The organism is Microbispora sp. NPDC004025 (assembly GCF_053604425.1).
The window spans coordinates 219,469-234,951 of sequence record NZ_JBSGHN010000007.1 but is presented as its reverse complement, the minus strand read 5'-3'; the positions used below and the strand labels follow the sequence as shown (position 1 = coordinate 234,951).

Below are 15,483 nucleotides of genomic sequence, written 5' to 3'. Positions count from 1 at the left end.
CACCAGCCTAGGCAGCCACCGGGGTGGTATGGATTTCAGGCTGAGGTGCTCAGCCGGGCGCCCGGGCCGGGGCGGGGGGTCACCTCGCGCGGACCGTCGACCTCGTGGCCCTCCTCGCACGTCAGGTGCAGGGCGACGGGCGCGCCGCAGTCGCGGTGGGTGACCACGACCGGTGCTCCCTCGGGATCGGCCAGGTAGCGGTCGCCCCAGTGCATGAGAGCGATCATGATCGGATAGAGGTCGAGGCCCTTCTGGGTGAGCCGGTACTCGTCGCGCTGGCGCTGGCCGGGCTCCTGGTAGGGCACCTTGCGCAGCAGGCCCTCGTCGACGAGCCGCGACAGTCGCGCGCTCAGCACCTGCCGGGGGGCACCGGTGCGCGTCTGCAGGTCGGCGAACCGCCGGATGCCGTTGAACGCCTCCCGGAGGACGAGGAAGGTCCACTTCTCGCCCAGCACGGCGAGGGTTCGCTCGATGGAGCAGTTGTCCACCCGATAACGCCGCATGTCGCGCATCGTAGCCACAACCTCCTTCCGACATCTAAGTCTAGTTGACAGACTCAGATGTTTCGAGGGAGGCTGAGTCCATGCTGGGAACTCAGGTGAGGCCCGCCGTGGACATCCGTGCGGCGTGCCCGGACGACGACGAGGAGCGGGTGCGGCTCTTCCTGCGAGGCCTGTCGCGCGCCACGCTGACCAGCCGCTTCTTCGTCGGCCCGGGCCGGCCGAGCGCGAGCCTGGTCCGCGCCATGGTCGCGCGGGACGACAGGCGGGACGCGCTGCTCGCGCTGCACGGCGACGCCGTCATCGGGCACGCCATGAGCCACCTGTCCGATGGCGGTGACGGCGGTGGAGCCGAGGCCGAGATCGCGGTCGTGGTGGACGACCGGTGGCAGAACCTCGGTGTGGGTTCGCGGCTCGTGCGCACCCTCCTGCGCCGGGCGTCCGTACGCGGCGCGGTCGCCGTCGGCATGGACGTCATGACCGAGAACCGGCGGGTGCTGGCGATGGTGCGCAGGACGTGGCCCTCTGCCACAATCGTCACAGACGGCCCATACGTCGAGATCAAAGCGCGCCTCGCATTTGCAGAACAAGGTTCTGTTGGTTCACCATTGACTATGTGAAGAACGCGAAGAGCGCGCGGGACGGCAGAGCCAGGATCATCGAGGGCGCCCTGCGCAGGTTCAGCCAGAGCGGGGTGTCGGCCACCACCCTGGCCAGCCTCCGGCAGGAGAGCGGCGTCAGCGTCGGCAGCTTCTACCACCACTTCACGAGCAAGGAACACGTCTTCGGCGTGCTCTACGCCGAGATCCTCGACATGTACCAGGACGCCTTCGTCGGCGAGCTCGTCCGCCACGAGGACGCCCGCGCCGGCATCGAGGCGATCGTCGCGATGCACATGGCGTGGTGCGGCGAGCACCCCGAGCGCGCCCGCCTGCTGATCAGCGAGCGTCCGCCCCGGCGCAACGAGCCCGGCGGCCCGGAGGTCGCGGAGTCGCGGCGCGAGTTCTTCCGGCAGGTCGCCGACTGGTGGCGGCCGCACATGAAGGACGGCGTGCTCCGTCCCGTCCCCGCCACCATGTGCTACGTGCTGTGGCTCGGCCCGGCGCAGGAGATGTGCCGCCTGTGGTTCAGCGGCGCCCACCAGCCCACGCAGGAGGAGATCCGCGAGCTGGGCGAGGCCGCCTGGAACAGCCTGAAGATGCCGTAGATTCGATCTGTGGACGCCCCTTCTGACCTGGTCCGGCGGCTTCGCGACAGGTTCGTGGAAACCGGATACACGATCGACGGCGTGCGTGAGCGGCTGGGCGACATGGCCGCCTCCGCCCTGGCCCGCGAGGAGGTCGTGCCCGCACTGCGGGCCACCAGGGACGCCGACCCCCTCGCCGCGCTGATCCGCCTGTGGTGGCTGGGCGTCCCGGTCAGCATGGCCGCCGCCGACCTCCCGCTGCAGGACCTCATCGAGGCGGGGCTGCTGGTGCGCCTGGGCGACTCCGTGCAGGCCACCGTGCACCTCCAACCCTGGGACACCGGCACGGGCGACCCGGCGTACGTGGTGTCCGACCGCAAGGTGCGGCCCGGCGACCCCTCGCTGCGGCCCGACCACGTGGTGGGAGCGGGCGGCGCCTCGGCCAACCTCGCCCAGCTCGGCTGGACCGCGCCGGTCGGGCGGGCGCTCGACCTCGGCACCGGCTGCGGCGTGCAGGTGCTGCACCTGGCGCCCCGGGCGGAGGACGTCGTCGCGACCGACGTGAACCGCAGGGCGCTGCGGCTGGCCCGCCTCAGCTGGGGCCTGTCCGGCGTGACCGGCGTCGAGGCGCGCGAGGGCTCGATGTACGACCCCGTGGACGGCGAGCGGTTCGACCTCGTGGTGTCCAACCCCCCGTTCGTCATCGCGCCCGAGGCCAGGTACACCTACCGCGAGACGGGCCGGCGGGGCGACGAGTTCTGCCGCGACCTCGTACGGCGCACGCCCCGGCACCTCGCCCAGGGCGGCCGGGCGCGCTTCCTCGCCAACTGGCTGCACGTCAAGGGCGAGGACTGGCAGGACAGGGTGGGCGGCTGGCTCGCGGAGACCGGCTGCGACGGCTGGGCCGTGCAGCGCGACGTGCAGGACCCGGCCGAGTACGTCGAGCTGTGGCTGCGGGACTCCGCGGAGCACGGCACCTCGGCCTACCGAGAGCGCTACGACGAGTGGCTCGGCTGGTTCGAGTCGATGGACGTCACCGGCGTCGGCTTCGGCTGGATCGCCCTGCACGACTCCGGGTCGCTGAGCCCGCTCGTGCGGGTGGAGGAGATGACGCAGCCGGTCGAGCCTCCGTCCGGCGCGCTGGTCGAGGAGGTCCTGCGCGCGGCGCGCACCGCCCACGAGCTGTCCGACGAGGACCTGCTCGACGCGCGCCTGAAGCCGGCCGAGGGGGTGGTGGAGGAGCGCGTCGGCCCGCCCGGCGCCGACGACCCCTCCCGGATCGTCCTGCGGCAGACCCTGGGCGCGCGCCGTACGGTCACCGTGGGGACGGTGGAGGCGGCCCTGGCCGGGGTGTGCGACGGCGACCTGCCCACGCGGCCGCTGCTCGCCGCGATCGCCGAACTGACCGGCGAGGACCCCGGCGCCGTGCTCGGGCGGGCTCCCGCCGCGCTGCGCTCCCTGATCGCCGAGGGCTTCCTCCGCGTTGCAAGCCCACGTTGATCGGAGTTTGAACGGCCGGGCCGACAGTGGTCCTGAGCGGGCTTCGGGGGGGTTCGGAGCCCGCGGAGAAAGCCCGGCCGGTCGCCGACGTGAGGCGGCGAGTCGTCACGGGGCGCACCGGTAAGGATCCGGGCCCCCTGCGCGTCCCAGTGACGACGGGCGACCGGCCGGGCGGTTCACGCCCCCACGATTGAGAATCGGTGATCGATGTGATCAACCACGTCCGGATGAGCCGGCTCGACGACGACCTGCGACTCGACTCACGTCTCGACCTGTTCGCGCAGGAGCGCGCGGATGTCGTCGGCCTCGGGCGAGCCGAGCCGGGTGAAGATGTCGAGGGCCTTGACCAGGGCCTGCCTGCCTCGGCCGGTCTCCCCGAGACTCGCGAGGGCCTTGCCGAGGGCGGCCAGTGACTGCGCTTCGCCGTACGGGTGAGTGATCTCGCGGCTCACGGTCAGGGCCTGCTCGGCGTGCCGGGCGGCCTCGGCGAACCGCCCGGCGGCGATGAAGGTGGCGGCCAGCCGATAGCAGACCCGCTGCTCCCAGACCCGCTGGTTGCTCGCCCGGAAGAAGGCCAGGCACTCGGCGTGGTGGACAACGGCCTCGTTGAGCCGCCCGACGTGCGACAGCACGTTGCCGAGGTGGTAGCGGGCCCGTGCCACCCCCGCGCCGCTGCCGATCTCGCTGAAGACCGCGAGCCCGCGCTCGGCCGCGGCGATGGCGTCGCCGGGCCGCCCGAGGCCCAGGTGGTCGCGGGCCGAGTAGCACGACGCCAGCGCCTCGCCCGCCGGGTTGCCCACCTCCCGGTAGACCGCCGTCGCCCGGTCGAACCATTCGAGCGCCTCGGTGTGGCGCCGCCGCCGGCCCGCGACCACCGCCAGCGCGTTGCACGTCTCGCCCAGCACGATGTGGTCGCCGGTCTCCTCACCGAGCGTCCGTGCGGCGAGGAAGTGGGCCTCGGCCTCGGCCAGCCGGTTCGCGCCGAACAGCACCCGGCCGAGGACGTAGCGGCAGCGCATCTCGCCGCGCCGCTCGCCGGTCCGGCGGGTCGCCGTCAGCAGGGCCGAGGTGCGCTGCTCGAAGTCGCGCTGGCTGGTGCCCGACTCCAGCAGCGGCTCCAGCGCCAGCAGCAGGTCGGCCGCCGCGAGCAGGTCCCCGCCCGGCTCGTCCGCCTGGGCCGCCTGGGCCGCCTGGGCCACGGCCCCGAACATGTCCTCCGCCTCGGCCGACAACCAGGCCACGGCCTCGTCTGCGGAGGAGAAGGCATGGCCGAGCACACCCAGGTCGGTGAGGTTGTCGGCGATCGCGCTGCCCTCGTAAGCCAGCCGGTGGGCCGCGCCCGCCGACGCCAGGTAGAAGCCGAGCAGCCGCCGCAGGGCGAGCGCCCGGGCCTCGGGCTCCTCCGCGTCCTCCGCCTGCCGCCGGGCGAACAGCTTGAGCAGGTCGTGGAATCGGTAGCGGCCCGGCGCGGGCGCCTCCAGGAGGCTGGCGTCGACCAGCGACTCGATCAGGTCCTCGGCCTCGGCCGGGGTGAGGCCGAGCACGGCCGCCGCCGCCAAGGCCGAGATGCCCGAGCCCGCCGGCAGTGACAGCAGCCGGAACGCGCGCGCCTGCCGGGCGTCGAGCTGGCCGTACCCGAGGGCGAACGTGGCCGAGACCGCCAGGTTGCCGATCTTCATCTCGTCCAGGCGGCGGCGCTCGTCGGCGAGCCTGGGAACGAGCGAGGCCACCGTCCACGACGGGCGGGAGGCGAGCCTGGCGGCGACGATGCGCACGGCCAGCGGAAGGAAACCGCAGGCGGCGACCACGTCCATGGCCGCGGCCCGCTCCGCCGCCACCCTCTCGGGGCCCGCGACCGCGGCGAGCAGCGACAGCGCCTCCTCGGGCTCCATCACGTCGAGGTCGACGAGCCGGGCCGCGGGCAGGTCGGCGAGCTTGCCCCGGCTGGTGATGATCGCGGCGCAGCCGGGCGCGCCGGGCAGCAGATGCTCGACCTGCTCGGCGTCGCGGGCGTTGTCGAGCAGCACCAGCATCCTGCGGTCGGCGAGCAGCGAACGGAACAGCGCGGAGCGCTCGGCCAGGCCGTCGGGGATCACGTCCATCGGGATGCCGAGGGCGCGCAGGAACGCGACCAGCGCCGTCTCGGGCGCGGTGGGCTCGGCGCCGTATCCGCGCAGGTCGGCGTAGAGCTGGCCGTCGGGGAACAGGTCCCCGGCGAGATGGGCCACGTGGACGGCCAGGGTCGTCTTGCCCACGCCGCCGATGCCCGACATCGCCGCGATCGGCACGCCCTCACCCGCTCCTTCTCCGCGGAGCAGCGCGAGCAGCCGGTGCACGAGGCCGGTGCGCCCGGTGAAGTCGGAGACGGCCGCCGGGAGCTGCGCCGGCCTCGGCATCTCGATCGCGGGGGCGGTCCCGGCCGTCGCGGCGTCATCGTGGCCGTCCGGATGCGAGAGCCGTACGGGAGGGGGTGTGTGGGCGAGGGCGGGATCGGCGGCGAGGATGCGCCGGTGCAGGCCGGTCAGCTCGGCCCCGGGCTCGATGCCGAGTTCCTCCACGAGCGCCTGCCGGGTCTCGGTGAAGACCGACAGCGCCTCGGCCTGCCTGCCGCAGCGGTAGTAGGCGAGCATGAGCTGGGCGCGTAACCGCTCGCGCAGCGGGTGTTCGGCGGCGAGCGCCACCAGCTCGGAGACGATCTCCGCGTGGCGGCCCAGCTCCAGGTCGAGCTCCATGAGCGTCTCGACCGCGCTCATCCGGCGCTCGGCCAGCCGGTCGCGCTGGTGCTCGGCGTACGGGCCGACCGCGCCGGTCAGCGGCTCGCCCGACCACAGGCTCAGGGCCCCGCGCAGCCGCTGGGCGGCCTCTCCCGCCTTGCCCGTACGGCGGTCGGACTCGGCGGCGGCGCACTCACGCTCGAAGACGGCGAGGTCGAAGCGGGCAGGGCCGGAGTGGGCGGAGTCGAGCCGCAGCGCGTATCCCCGGCCCACCGAGGTCAGCAGCCGCGGCGGCGTCCTCGGGGAACGGTCCGGCTCCAGGACGGTGCGCAGGCGGGAGACGTAGGTGCGCAACGCGCCGAGCGCGCGTGGGGGCGCGTCCTCGCCCCACACGCCGTCGATCATCTCGTCGGGCGTGACCGGGTGCCCCTCCCGCAGCAGGAGCATGGCGAGGATGGAGCGTTGCAATGGCGTGCCGAGGTCGAGTTCGTCGCCGTCGCGCCAGGCCAGGACGGGTCCCAGCACGGCGAAGCGCAGGCCGTCCGCGGCGGCGTGATCAGGCATGTGACCTGTCTCCCAATGGCAAGATTTCCGACCAAATGATAGATCGTGTAGCGCGACGGCAGTAGAACCGAACGCGCTGGTTCAGTCTGCGTTCAGGTGCTTGAAAGCAACCTGCAAACCACGGTGTGAGCGCTGAAAGCAAGTTGCAGGCGGGCGGGCCTATCACTGAGGTGCAACCCCGACAGCACCCCGCGATCGGGGGATCGTCCTCGAACAGGAGAACCGAAATGCGACGCTCCATCACCCTCGGTCTCGCCGCCGCCACCACCGTCGCCGCCCTCGGGCTGCCGGCCCTCGCGACGGCCGCCAACGCCGCCCCCGCCTCCGCCTCCTCCTCCGCCGCCTCCCCGCACCACGACGACTGGGACTACGACGGCTGGTGGGGCACCTACTGGTCGTCCAACCACCTCGCCAAGGCCAGGGGCTACGTCGACGTGAACTACAACGACGAGGAGTCGAACCGGGTCCACATCACCGGCAAGCTGTACGACAACGACCACCGCACCTACGGGCAGGGCGGCAAGTGCGCGTACATCAAGTTCCGGGTGTCGTCCTGGGACGACAGCGAGGACGACTGGTCCTCCAGCTACAAGTCGTACAAGTACTGCGGCGCCGGCGGCTACAAGAACATCAACTTCTGGCGCTACGACGTCGCCCAGGTGCAGGCGAAGGTCTGTCAGATCGGCCTGCACAGCAGCCAGCCCGTCAAGTGCGGCTACTGGCGCGACATCTACAACGCCTACGAGGACGAGTACGGCTACGAGGCCTGACCGTCCCCGCACGACGCGGCCCGTCCCTTCCGGGACGGGCCGCTTCTTCTTTACAGGACGATCACGCTGCTTCCGACGCCGTTTCCAGAATGCCCAGCTTCGCGCGAAGACGTTCGCGTACGGCCGGCCACTCGGGACTCAGGATCGAGTAGTACGCGGTATCTCGGACCGTGTCGTCGGCGCCTCGGCTGTCCGCTCGTCGCACACCATCGAGGTGTGCTCCGAGGGCCTCGATGGCGACCCGGGATCGGGTGTTGCGTACGTCTGCCTTGAGGGTGATCCGGTGAACCTGCCAGGTCTCGAAGGCCAGGGAGAGCAGCAGATACTTGCTCTCCCGGTTGACACCGGTGCCCTGGGCCGACGCGGCGAGCCAGGTGTACCCGATGTCCGCGACGGACGGGACCTCGCCCACCGCGCCCTTGGACCCCGGCGGCCAGGGCATCGGGCCCTGCCAGTACTCCAGGTTCATCAGACGGGTGGCACCGACCACGCGGTCGGTGTGCAGCCACCGGATGGCGAAGGGCATCGTGCGGCCCTCCGCCTGCTCAGCCATGGCGGCCTCCACGTAGGAGGCCATCTCATCCCGGCCAGCGGGAACCCGAGTGAAGGCGTATGTCGAACGGTCTTCACTCGCCGCGGCGACGAGGTCGTCGAGCACCGCGAGGCTGAGCGGTTCCAGGCGCACGGAGCGCCCGGACAGGGTGACAAAAGCGGGCATGAGCACATGATGGGGGCTGCTGAACACAGCCGATACCAAATGACACGAGACATCTTGGCGGGGGTCCGGTTAAGGGGGGTGACCGCCCAAGAAATCGCAGGTCAGAGGGGTGAAGCGGGAGCCCTGGGGTCGGCGCTCAGGGTAAAGATTTGGCCAAAGATCCACGACCCGCCGCGGGCGGGTTCGGCGGCGGCCCGAACCAGGTCTTCAGGGCGTTCTCGAGCCCCTCGCCGCCGGCTCCCCGCGGGTCCCGCGCCCATGCGACGAACCCGTCCGGGCGTACGAGAAACGCGCCGGGAGCGTGCGGGTCGCGCACGGCCATCGCGATGGTGGTCACCCGGTCGTCGTAGCCGTCGGGTCCGGTTTCGTCCTGGCCGACGAGCAGGCCCCGGCCCTCGTGGAGGTGGTCGGCGACGCGTGAGCCGTCCTCGAACTCGTAGTCGGGCACGCTGCGCCCCACCAGCGGGTGCTCTTCGGCGCCGGGCATGTCGTAGCGCTGCCAGACGCCCGAGATCTTCTTCACGAAGTAGGTCGTGCCGGTGACCGTCTCGATCAGGTCGGCGACCACCGCCCGGGCCGCCCGGGCGTGGGCGTCGGGACGCATGAGGGCGATCTGGGCGCGCGTCCATTCGAGCACCCAGGCGCCGATCGGGTGCCGCTCCCGGGTGTAGGAGTCGAGGAGCGCCTCCGGCACCCGCCCTCGTACGACGGAGGCGAGCTTCCAGCCGAGGTTCACGGCGTCCCCCAGCCCCAGGTTCAGCCCCTGGCCGCCGAAGGGCGAGTGGACGTGCGCGGCGTCGCCGGCCAGCAGCACCCGGCCGAGCCGGTAGGACGCCGCCTGCCGGGCGTTGTCCGTGAACCGGGTGGCCGTCTTGATCTCCGTGACGACCACCTCGGCGCCCGTCACGTGCCTCACGGCGTCCTGCAGCTCCTGAATCGTCACCGGGGCGGTCCTGCTGTCCCTGCCGGGCGGGGCGCCGTCGAAGCGCGCGACGAGCACGCGGCCCGGAACCGGTCCGTGGGAGTAGACGCCGGTGGGGGTGGCGTGCCATCCAACGCCCAGGCCTTCGGCCCCCTCCATCTCCGCCACGGCCTGGTAGGCGGTGATCTCCGGGTCCGTGCCGGGGAACGGGAATCCGGCCAGCCTGCGTACCGTGCTCCTGCCGCCGTCGCAGCCCACCAGCCAGTGGCCGTGCACCGGGCCGCCGGTCGTGGTGACCGTGACCTGCTCACCGTCGTCGGTGAAGCCGGTCACCTCCGTACCGCGCCGTACCTCGACCCCCAGCTCGGCCGCGCGTACGGCGAGGATGTGCTCGAGCTGCTGCTGGGACACCAGGCCGATCCCGGCGGCCGGTCCCTGGCCGGACAGGTCCGGGTCGTCGGCGTCCAGGCGCTCCGCGCTCAGCATGATCCCGGCGAAGTGACCGGCGAACCTGGGCGGGACGCGACGTGGTCCTTCCGTCGGGCCGCGCCCGCGCATGAAGGCGGCCATCAGCTCCAGTGTCCGGTCGTGGGCGTCCTTGAGCGCCGGCAGCAGGCCGCGCCGGTAGAGCGCCTCCACGCTGGGCGTGTTGAGGGCGCCCGCTTTGATCGTCTGGTCGATCTCGGTCAGCCGTTCGAGCACCACGACCGACGCGTCGCCCAGCCGCAGCTCGCAGGCCAGCATCAGGCCGACCGGCCCCCCGCCGGCCACCACCACGTCGTACGACATTCGTCCTCCCCGTAGTTACCGTCGCTAAAAAGTTACTGTCAATAAAAGTCTTTAGCAACTAGAGTTGGGCAGGTGGCGGAGACGTTGGGGCTGCGGGAGCGGAAGAAGCGCCAGACTCGCTCGCTCATCTCGGATGTGGCCTCAGGCCTGTTCATCCAGCGCGGGTTCGACAACGTGACGGTCGCCGAGGTCGCCGAGGCGGCCGGAGTCTCGACCAAGACCGTCTTCAACTACTTCCCCCGCAAGGAGGACCTGTTCCTCGACCGCTTCCCCGAGGCGGTCGAGCTGGTCACCCGTGCCGTACGGGAGCGCGCCGAGGGGGAGAGCCCGCTCTCCGCGCTGCGCCGGCTGTTCCTCCGCATGCTCGAAGATGGCCACCCCATCGGCGGCATCAAATCGGGATATCGGGTGTTCTGGCAGGTGGTCCTCGACTCGCCCGCGCTCAGGGCCCGGGTGAGAGAACTGGTCGAGGAGTTCGAGGACGTGCTCGCCGACCTGTTCGCCGAAGCGGCCGGAACCGACCCCGCACAACCCGCCCAGAGGCTCGCGGCCGCCCTGGTCGTCGCCGCCTACCGCACCGTGTACGTCACCAGCGTCGGCAGGATCCGTGCCGGCGATCCCGCGGAGGATGTGCTCGCCGACCACATCGCCCTGCTCGACCGCGCCATGGGAGCCGTCGAACGCGCCATCGCCGGTTTCTGAAGCCGTGCGTGCGAGGCCGGCTCCCGGTGTTCGTATCGACCCCAGGCCCTCCGGCTCGATACCGATCGGTTGATTGGGACGGGCGCCGATTTGGTCGGTATTGGTGCCCCTTTTTTCGCTCAATCTGTAACTCCAACTATTCGCTTCTCGCGGTTGCTCGAGATCAAGCGAGATGAAAGAATTCATACAGATTTTCGAATCTATTGAGGAGGGCGTGATGGATCTGTTCGAATTCGATCCCGACCGCTCTCGTTGTTCGAATAATGCCGATGGCGACTGGTGGGATCGGCTGACTGCCGAGTCTCCTTTGTGGTCGTCCGACGGCTCGGCAGCCCGCGACGAGGCAGCCCGCGACGACAATGTGGAAAACGACGCGCCCACCGACAGCAGGACCACCGATGGCCGGGCCGCCGATGGTAGGGGCCGGTCGTCGTGGGTGCTGGTGGCATCAGTGCGTGAGTCGGCGCAGGCGTTGGCGCTGGCGCCGGTCCCGGACGATGTGGACATCTGCCTGGCCGAGGCCGAGGACCTGTTGTACGCCCGGGATCGCATCACCTCGGCGATGGCGGATCGAGTCGGGCGGGTGCATCGGGCTGGGCAGGCCAAGCAGCATGGGCATGCCTCCACCCGCAGCTGGCTGCGCACCACAGGCGGGATGAGCGTGGCGGGTACAAGCCGGCTGCTCACCCTGGGCATCGAGTTGGCCCGCCTGCCCCGGGTGCGGGAGATGTTCGCCGCCGGAGGATTGGCGGCGGGAGTGGCCGAGGCCATCTGCGCGGCGATCTCCGGTCTGTCGGATGAGCAGGCCGGCTTGGCCGAGCCGATCCTGGTGGAGCTGGCGGGCAGGGCGGGGGCGGCGGAGGTGGCCAAGGCGGGCCGTTATCTGCGGGCGGTGCTGGACCCCGATGGCGAAGACCGCGACGAGCGGGCCGACTACGGGCGGCGCTTCCTGCGGGTCCGCCCGAGCAAGGACGGCGGCCTGGAAGGGGAGTTCTACCTCCCCCGTGAGCACGCCGCCCGACTGCAGGCGCTGCTGGACGCCTACGCCAGACCCAAAGCCGAGGGCGATGACCGGCCGCTGCGGGTGCGCCAAGCCGATGCGTTCATGGCGCTGCTGGAGGAGAAGATCGCCGCCGAGCTCCTGGTCCTGGTCAACGCCGAATCCCTCCCCACCGACCCCACCCCCGAGCACGCCCCCGAGCACGCCGGAAGTGCCGACCGCCCCGCAAGCGCCGACCGCCCCGAGGACAGCCGGGACAGCCAGGCCGGCCAGGACAGCCAGGCCGGCCGGGACAGCGAGGACATCAGTGCCTCCGCCGAGGAGGCCGAGGCAGCCGGTTCCGCAGTAGGCGCCGGTGCCGATGTATCCGCAGGGGCCGCCGCCGAAGGCGGCGGCGGAAGCACCATCGACAGCGCCGTCAACAGCGCCGACCTGGCCACCGGCCGCCGTGACGTGCAGTCCGGCGCTTACGCGGCCGGATGCGCACAGGCGAAGAACAGGCAGCGGAGCGAGTCGCAGCAGGAGCCACAGCAGAGCGGCATGCTGAAGCAGAGAGGGCCGCAGCAGAGGGAGTCGCAGGGGCGCACGCCACAGCAGAGCACGCCGGAGCAAGGGGGGGCCGCAGCGACAGGAGTCGCACTCGTGGGAGTCACGGTGGGGTGAGCGGCTCTCGTCTGATCCTCCTGGCGACGCCTCTTCCCGTCACGCCCACGCCGGACCGCGGCCTGCGGGGGAGGTCCGGCATGGGCAGACCACGCGTGAGGACGACGGCCACGAGCACCCCTGGCACGGCCAGGACGCGTGCGGATGTGCCCACTCCGGCATGGCGCGGCACCAGCCGGGCGGCAGGTCCGGCACCACATCGGCAACCGCACCGCAAACGCCACCGGGAGGACCGCGAGGAACCGAGACGCCGTCCGGCATGTCCAGGCCAGAGCCGGGGACGTCGGCGCAGACAGCGCCGCGAGAAGCACCGGCGTCGCGGTCCGGTGCGCTGGGAGCAGAGCCGGTGGCGTCACCGGGGGCAGAGCCGGAAGGGCCACCGGGAGCGGAGTCCGGAGGGCTGTCGGGGGCGGGGCTGGGCGCGGTGTGGGGGACGGTGTTGGGTCCACTGCTGGGGACGGCGCCGGGGTTGTTGCTGGCGACCGGGCAGGTGCTGCCCATCGCCGGCGTGCACCGCCTGGCCCGCACCTCCACCCTCATGCGCCTGGTCATGGACGCCGACGGACAGGTGCTCGACATGGGCCGCAAGGTCAGGTTGGCCACCCCGGCCCAGCGGCGGGCGATCTTCGCCCGCTACGCCACCTGCTGGATCGACGGCTGTCCCCTGCCCGCCACCAAGTGCCAGATCGACCACGCCGACAACTGGAGCACCGGCGGCCTGACCGACCTCAAGCTGCTGGGCCCGGCCTGCCAGTTCCACAACCGCGACCGCTACCAGCACCCCGACCGCTACACCCGCCGCAAGATGGGCGAAGACCGCTGGGCCTTCACCTACCACCGCCTGGCGGGAGCGCGGCCGCTGCGGGTCTAGTGCTGTGCGCACCTGTTGACCGGGCTGGAGGGAGCGGAGCGGAAGGGAGCGAGGACCGCAGCGAAGGCCCAGCGGAGCGGGCTTCGCGAGGACCGGAGGTTCCTTGCGGCGCAGTGACCGACTTGGCCAAGCAGCGTGACAGTGACCGGCCGGGCCAAGCAGCGTGACAATCACCCGCCGGGCCAAGCGGCGCGGCCGTCACTGCCAAAGCATCGTGGCAGGGAGCATGACCGGAGCTAGGAGCATGACTCGGAGTAAGTTGCTGTGATCGGATCCTGGTGAGGAGGCTTGTGATGTCGATGTCACGGTTCGTCGGGAAGTTCGCGGTGGTCACGGGTGCGGCACGGGGGATCGGTGCGGCGATCGCACGTCGGCTGGCGGCGGAGGGTGCGGCCGTGGCGTGCGTGGACCTCACGGCGGACCGATGCGCCTCGATCGTGGACGAGATCACCGTGACCGGAGGCAAGGCGGTCGCGTTCGGATGTGACGTCTCCGACGGTGCTCAGGTCGAGGCGCTGGTGCCGGGGGTGATGGGCGAGTTCGGGCGGATCGACGTGCTGGTGAACAACGCCGGGCTGACCCGCGACAACCTGCTGTTCCGTATGTCGGAGGATGACTGGGACAAGGTCGTCGACGTGAACCTCAAGGGCGTCTTCCTCGTGAGCCGGGCGGTTCAGAAGCACATGGTGGAGCAGCGGTCGGGAGCGATCGTCAACCTGTCGAGCCGGTCGGCGCTGGGGAACCGGGGGCAGGCCAACTATTCGGCGGCCAAGGCGGGCATCCAGGGGCTGACCGCGACCATGGCGATCGAGTTGGGCCCGTTCGGCGTGCGGGTGAACGCGGTCGCGCCCGGGTATGTCGCGACGCCGATGACCGAGGCGACGGCCGTGCGACTCGGGGTGACACCGGAGGAGCACCAGGCCACGATGGCGCAGGCGGTGCCGTTGCGGCGGGTCGCTCAGCCGACCGAGATCGCGTCGGTGGTGGCGTTCTTCGCCTCGGACGACGCGTCGTACGTCACGGGCCAGACGTTGTACGTCAACGGCGGCCCGCGGTAGCGGCGTGGCCGTAGGCATGAGGATCGGGGTCTTCCTCGTCGCGGCCGGGTTTCCGGGCAGGGCGCCCGGGGACGTGCTGCGCGGCACGGTGGAGGCGATCGAGGCCGCCGAAAAGGCCGGGTTCGACGACGCCTGGATCGCCGAGCACCACTTCATGTCGTACGGCGTGTGCCCGTCGGCGGTGACGCTGGCGGCCGTGGCGCTGGGCCGGACTTCGCGGATCACGGTGGGGACGGCGGTCAGCGTGCTGTCGGCTCAGCATCCGGTCGCGCTGGCGGAGCAGGCGGCGATCCTTCACCACGTGTCGGACGGCAGGTTCCGGCTCGGTGTCGGGCGTGGGGGCCCGTGGCTGGAGTTGGAAGTCTTCGGCACCGGCACGGCGAGGTTCGAGCGGGGTTTCCCCGAAGCGCTCGACCTGCTGTGCGCGGCTCTGAACGGCGGCCCGGTGGCGGCGGACGGCGAGTTCTTCCGGTTCAGGGAGGTCGCGATGGTCCCGCAGGCCCGGATGTCGCCGGTCGTCGCCTGCACCTCGGAAGGCACGGTCCGCCTCGCCGCCGAACGACGGTTGCCCATGCTGCTCGGCTTGCACATCGGCGACGAGGAGCGGGCGGAGATGATCAGCGCCTACGACGCCTGCGGCGCGCCCTCGGCGGCCCATGTGGGAGCCGCGCTGGGCTATGTCGCGGACACGACCGAGCAGGCCGTACGAGAGATGCGGGAGTCGCTGCCGCGCTGGCTCGGGCCGGGACTGGCCGGATACGTCCCCGTGGACGGCCGGCCGCCGCCACGGCGCGACATTCCGGAGTACGTGGACCTGCTGTGCCGGATCCACCCCGTGGGATCCGCGGAGCACTGTGTCGAGAAGATCACCACGACCGCGGGGCGGACCGGGCTGCGGCACCTCATCCTGATGGTCGAGGGCGCCGGGGACCGGCGGCGGACGTTGGAGAACATCGCCCGCCTCGGCGCCGAGGTGCTCCCGGCGGTGCGACAGTCCTTGAAACCCGGCAGTCCTTGAACCCGGGGGCGGCGTGAACCGGAGCGCCGCCCCCGGCCGGACATCAGGTCAGCAGCATCAGGTCAGCAGTCGACCAGTTCCGGGCTCTGGTTCAGGATCTGCGCTCGGGGCGTGACGAACTCGCGGTAGGCCTCGGTGGCCTCCGGCCGGAACACGGCGACGCGGTGGCAGTTCTGGAAGGCCAGTCGTACGCCGAAGTGCCTTTCGAGGGCGCCGCGCATCGCGTCGCTGGCCAGGCAGCGCAGCAACTGACCACGGGCGGCCTCGTCGGGCGGCGGCACCTGGTTGTCGGCGAAGTCGGCGCCGGACCGGTCCCGCCGCTCGATGAGGGCGGTGATCGTCGCCCAGGCGTACGGCAGCGAGTCGCGGACGCAGGCGACGAAGGCCGCGTCGTCCACCTCACCGGCGCGGGCCTGGTCGAGCAGGTCGTTGGGCACGGACAGCGACATGGGCTGTTCTCCTCTCGGCGTCTGCTCAGAGAGCGGGGACGCAGTTGACGGTAGATCGA

Annotated in this window: 14 protein-coding genes; 9 read left to right on the top strand and 5 right to left on the bottom strand. The window is 71.5% G+C overall.

Going from position 1 to position 15,483, the window contains the following annotated elements; all coding sequences use genetic code 11:
• Window positions 1-35: 35 nt before the first annotated feature.
• Complete coding sequence (locus ACWEQG_RS20220; RefSeq protein ID WP_452286679.1) at window positions 36-503, bottom strand: winged helix-turn-helix transcriptional regulator; 468 nt, start codon at window positions 501-503, stop codon at window positions 36-38.
• Between the two features lie 80 nt (window positions 504-583).
• Between ACWEQG_RS20220 and ACWEQG_RS20215 the strand changes: the two genes are divergently transcribed.
• Genes ACWEQG_RS20215 through ACWEQG_RS20205 form a run of 3 tightly spaced genes read left to right on the top strand, consistent with a single transcriptional unit; the run spans window position 584 to window position 3,186 of the window.
• Window positions 584-1,120, top strand: a complete 537-nt coding sequence (locus ACWEQG_RS20215; RefSeq protein ID WP_452286677.1) for a GNAT family N-acetyltransferase — start codon at window positions 584-586, stop codon at window positions 1,118-1,120.
• Complete coding sequence (locus ACWEQG_RS20210; RefSeq protein ID WP_169983664.1) at window positions 1,117-1,707, top strand: TetR/AcrR family transcriptional regulator; 591 nt, start codon at window positions 1,117-1,119, stop codon at window positions 1,705-1,707. The genes ACWEQG_RS20215 and ACWEQG_RS20210 overlap by 4 nt, the downstream gene beginning before the upstream one ends.
• A complete protein-coding gene (locus ACWEQG_RS20205) occupies window positions 1,708-3,186 on the top strand; it encodes a DUF7059 domain-containing protein (RefSeq protein WP_452286791.1) in 1,479 nt (492 codons plus the stop codon).
• A gap of 260 nt (window positions 3,187-3,446) precedes the next feature.
• Here the strand turns inward: ACWEQG_RS20205 and ACWEQG_RS20200 are convergent, their stop codons facing one another.
• Window positions 3,447-6,464, bottom strand: a complete 3,018-nt coding sequence (locus tag ACWEQG_RS20200) for an AfsR/SARP family transcriptional regulator (protein WP_452286675.1) — start codon at window positions 6,462-6,464, stop codon at window positions 3,447-3,449.
• A 227-nt stretch (window positions 6,465-6,691) separates the two neighbouring features.
• Between ACWEQG_RS20200 and ACWEQG_RS20195 the strand changes: the two genes are divergently transcribed.
• Entirely contained in the window at window positions 6,692-7,234 is a 543-nt protein-coding gene (locus ACWEQG_RS20195) for a hypothetical protein (RefSeq protein ID WP_363460079.1), read from the top strand.
• 61 nt (window positions 7,235-7,295) lie between these two features.
• On the opposite strand, the gene ACWEQG_RS20190 is transcribed toward ACWEQG_RS20195, so the two are convergent.
• Window positions 7,296-7,952 (bottom strand): GNAT family N-acetyltransferase, encoded by a 657-nt coding sequence (locus ACWEQG_RS20190; protein WP_452286673.1) that lies wholly within the window; start codon window positions 7,950-7,952, stop codon window positions 7,296-7,298.
• A 136-nt stretch (window positions 7,953-8,088) separates the two neighbouring features.
• Window positions 8,089-9,663 carry an FAD-dependent oxidoreductase gene (locus ACWEQG_RS20185; RefSeq protein ID WP_452286671.1) on the bottom strand — a complete coding sequence of 525 codons (1,575 nt, stop codon included), beginning with the start codon at window positions 9,661-9,663 and terminating at the stop codon, window positions 8,089-8,091.
• 72 nt (window positions 9,664-9,735) lie between these two features.
• Here ACWEQG_RS20185 and ACWEQG_RS20180 point away from each other — a divergent pair, with 72 nt between their 5' ends.
• The 5 genes from ACWEQG_RS20180 to ACWEQG_RS20160 all read left to right on the top strand — a co-directional run bounded on the left by ACWEQG_RS20180 (window position 9,736) and on the right by ACWEQG_RS20160 (window position 14,975).
• Complete coding sequence (locus tag ACWEQG_RS20180; protein WP_452286669.1) at window positions 9,736-10,365, top strand: TetR/AcrR family transcriptional regulator; 630 nt, start codon at window positions 9,736-9,738, stop codon at window positions 10,363-10,365.
• 217 nt (window positions 10,366-10,582) lie between these two features.
• Window positions 10,583-12,028, top strand: coding sequence for a DUF222 domain-containing protein (locus ACWEQG_RS20175; RefSeq protein ID WP_452286667.1), 1,446 nt, complete (start codon window positions 10,583-10,585; stop codon window positions 12,026-12,028).
• Window positions 12,029-12,467: 439 nt separating this feature from the next.
• Window positions 12,468-12,899 carry a DUF222 domain-containing protein gene (locus tag ACWEQG_RS20170; RefSeq protein WP_452286665.1) on the top strand — a complete coding sequence of 144 codons (432 nt, stop codon included), beginning with the start codon at window positions 12,468-12,470 and terminating at the stop codon, window positions 12,897-12,899.
• 299 nt (window positions 12,900-13,198) lie between these two features.
• The gene (locus ACWEQG_RS20165; protein ID WP_452286789.1) at window positions 13,199-13,957 is read left to right on the top strand and encodes a glucose 1-dehydrogenase; all 759 of its coding nucleotides are present in this window, start codon (window positions 13,199-13,201) and stop codon (window positions 13,955-13,957) included.
• A gap of 16 nt (window positions 13,958-13,973) precedes the next feature.
• Complete coding sequence (locus ACWEQG_RS20160; RefSeq protein ID WP_452286663.1) at window positions 13,974-14,975, top strand: LLM class flavin-dependent oxidoreductase; 1,002 nt, start codon at window positions 13,974-13,976, stop codon at window positions 14,973-14,975.
• A 62-nt stretch (window positions 14,976-15,037) separates the two neighbouring features.
• On the opposite strand, the gene ACWEQG_RS20155 is transcribed toward ACWEQG_RS20160, so the two are convergent.
• A complete protein-coding gene (locus tag ACWEQG_RS20155) occupies window positions 15,038-15,424 on the bottom strand; it encodes an SCO5389 family protein (protein ID WP_363473636.1) in 387 nt (128 codons plus the stop codon).
• Between the last annotated feature and the right edge of the window lie 59 nt (window positions 15,425-15,483).

What these genes read in the sequence shown, in the direction of transcription:
- ACWEQG_RS20175 (WP_452286667.1), top strand. Translation starts at nt 10,583, where the DNA reads ATGGATCTGTTCGAATTCGATCCCGACCGCTCTCGTTGTTCGAATAAT.
- ACWEQG_RS20200 (WP_452286675.1), bottom strand. Translation starts at nt 6,464, where the DNA reads ATGCCTGATCACGCCGCCGCGGACGGCCTGCGCTTCGCCGTGCTGGGA.
- ACWEQG_RS20165 (WP_452286789.1), top strand. Translation starts at nt 13,199, where the DNA reads ATGTCACGGTTCGTCGGGAAGTTCGCGGTGGTCACGGGTGCGGCACGG.
- ACWEQG_RS20220 (WP_452286679.1), bottom strand. Translation starts at nt 503, where the DNA reads ATGCGGCGTTATCGGGTGGACAACTGCTCCATCGAGCGAACCCTCGCC.
- ACWEQG_RS20190 (WP_452286673.1), bottom strand. Translation starts at nt 7,952, where the DNA reads ATGCCCGCTTTTGTCACCCTGTCCGGGCGCTCCGTGCGCCTGGAACCG.
- ACWEQG_RS20195 (WP_363460079.1), top strand. Translation starts at nt 6,692, where the DNA reads ATGCGACGCTCCATCACCCTCGGTCTCGCCGCCGCCACCACCGTCGCC.
- ACWEQG_RS20155 (WP_363473636.1), bottom strand. Translation starts at nt 15,424, where the DNA reads ATGTCGCTGTCCGTGCCCAACGACCTGCTCGACCAGGCCCGCGCCGGT.
- ACWEQG_RS20185 (WP_452286671.1), bottom strand. Translation starts at nt 9,663, where the DNA reads ATGTCGTACGACGTGGTGGTGGCCGGCGGGGGGCCGGTCGGCCTGATG.
- ACWEQG_RS20160 (WP_452286663.1), top strand. Translation starts at nt 13,974, where the DNA reads ATGAGGATCGGGGTCTTCCTCGTCGCGGCCGGGTTTCCGGGCAGGGCG.
- ACWEQG_RS20215 (WP_452286677.1), top strand. Translation starts at nt 584, where the DNA reads ATGCTGGGAACTCAGGTGAGGCCCGCCGTGGACATCCGTGCGGCGTGC.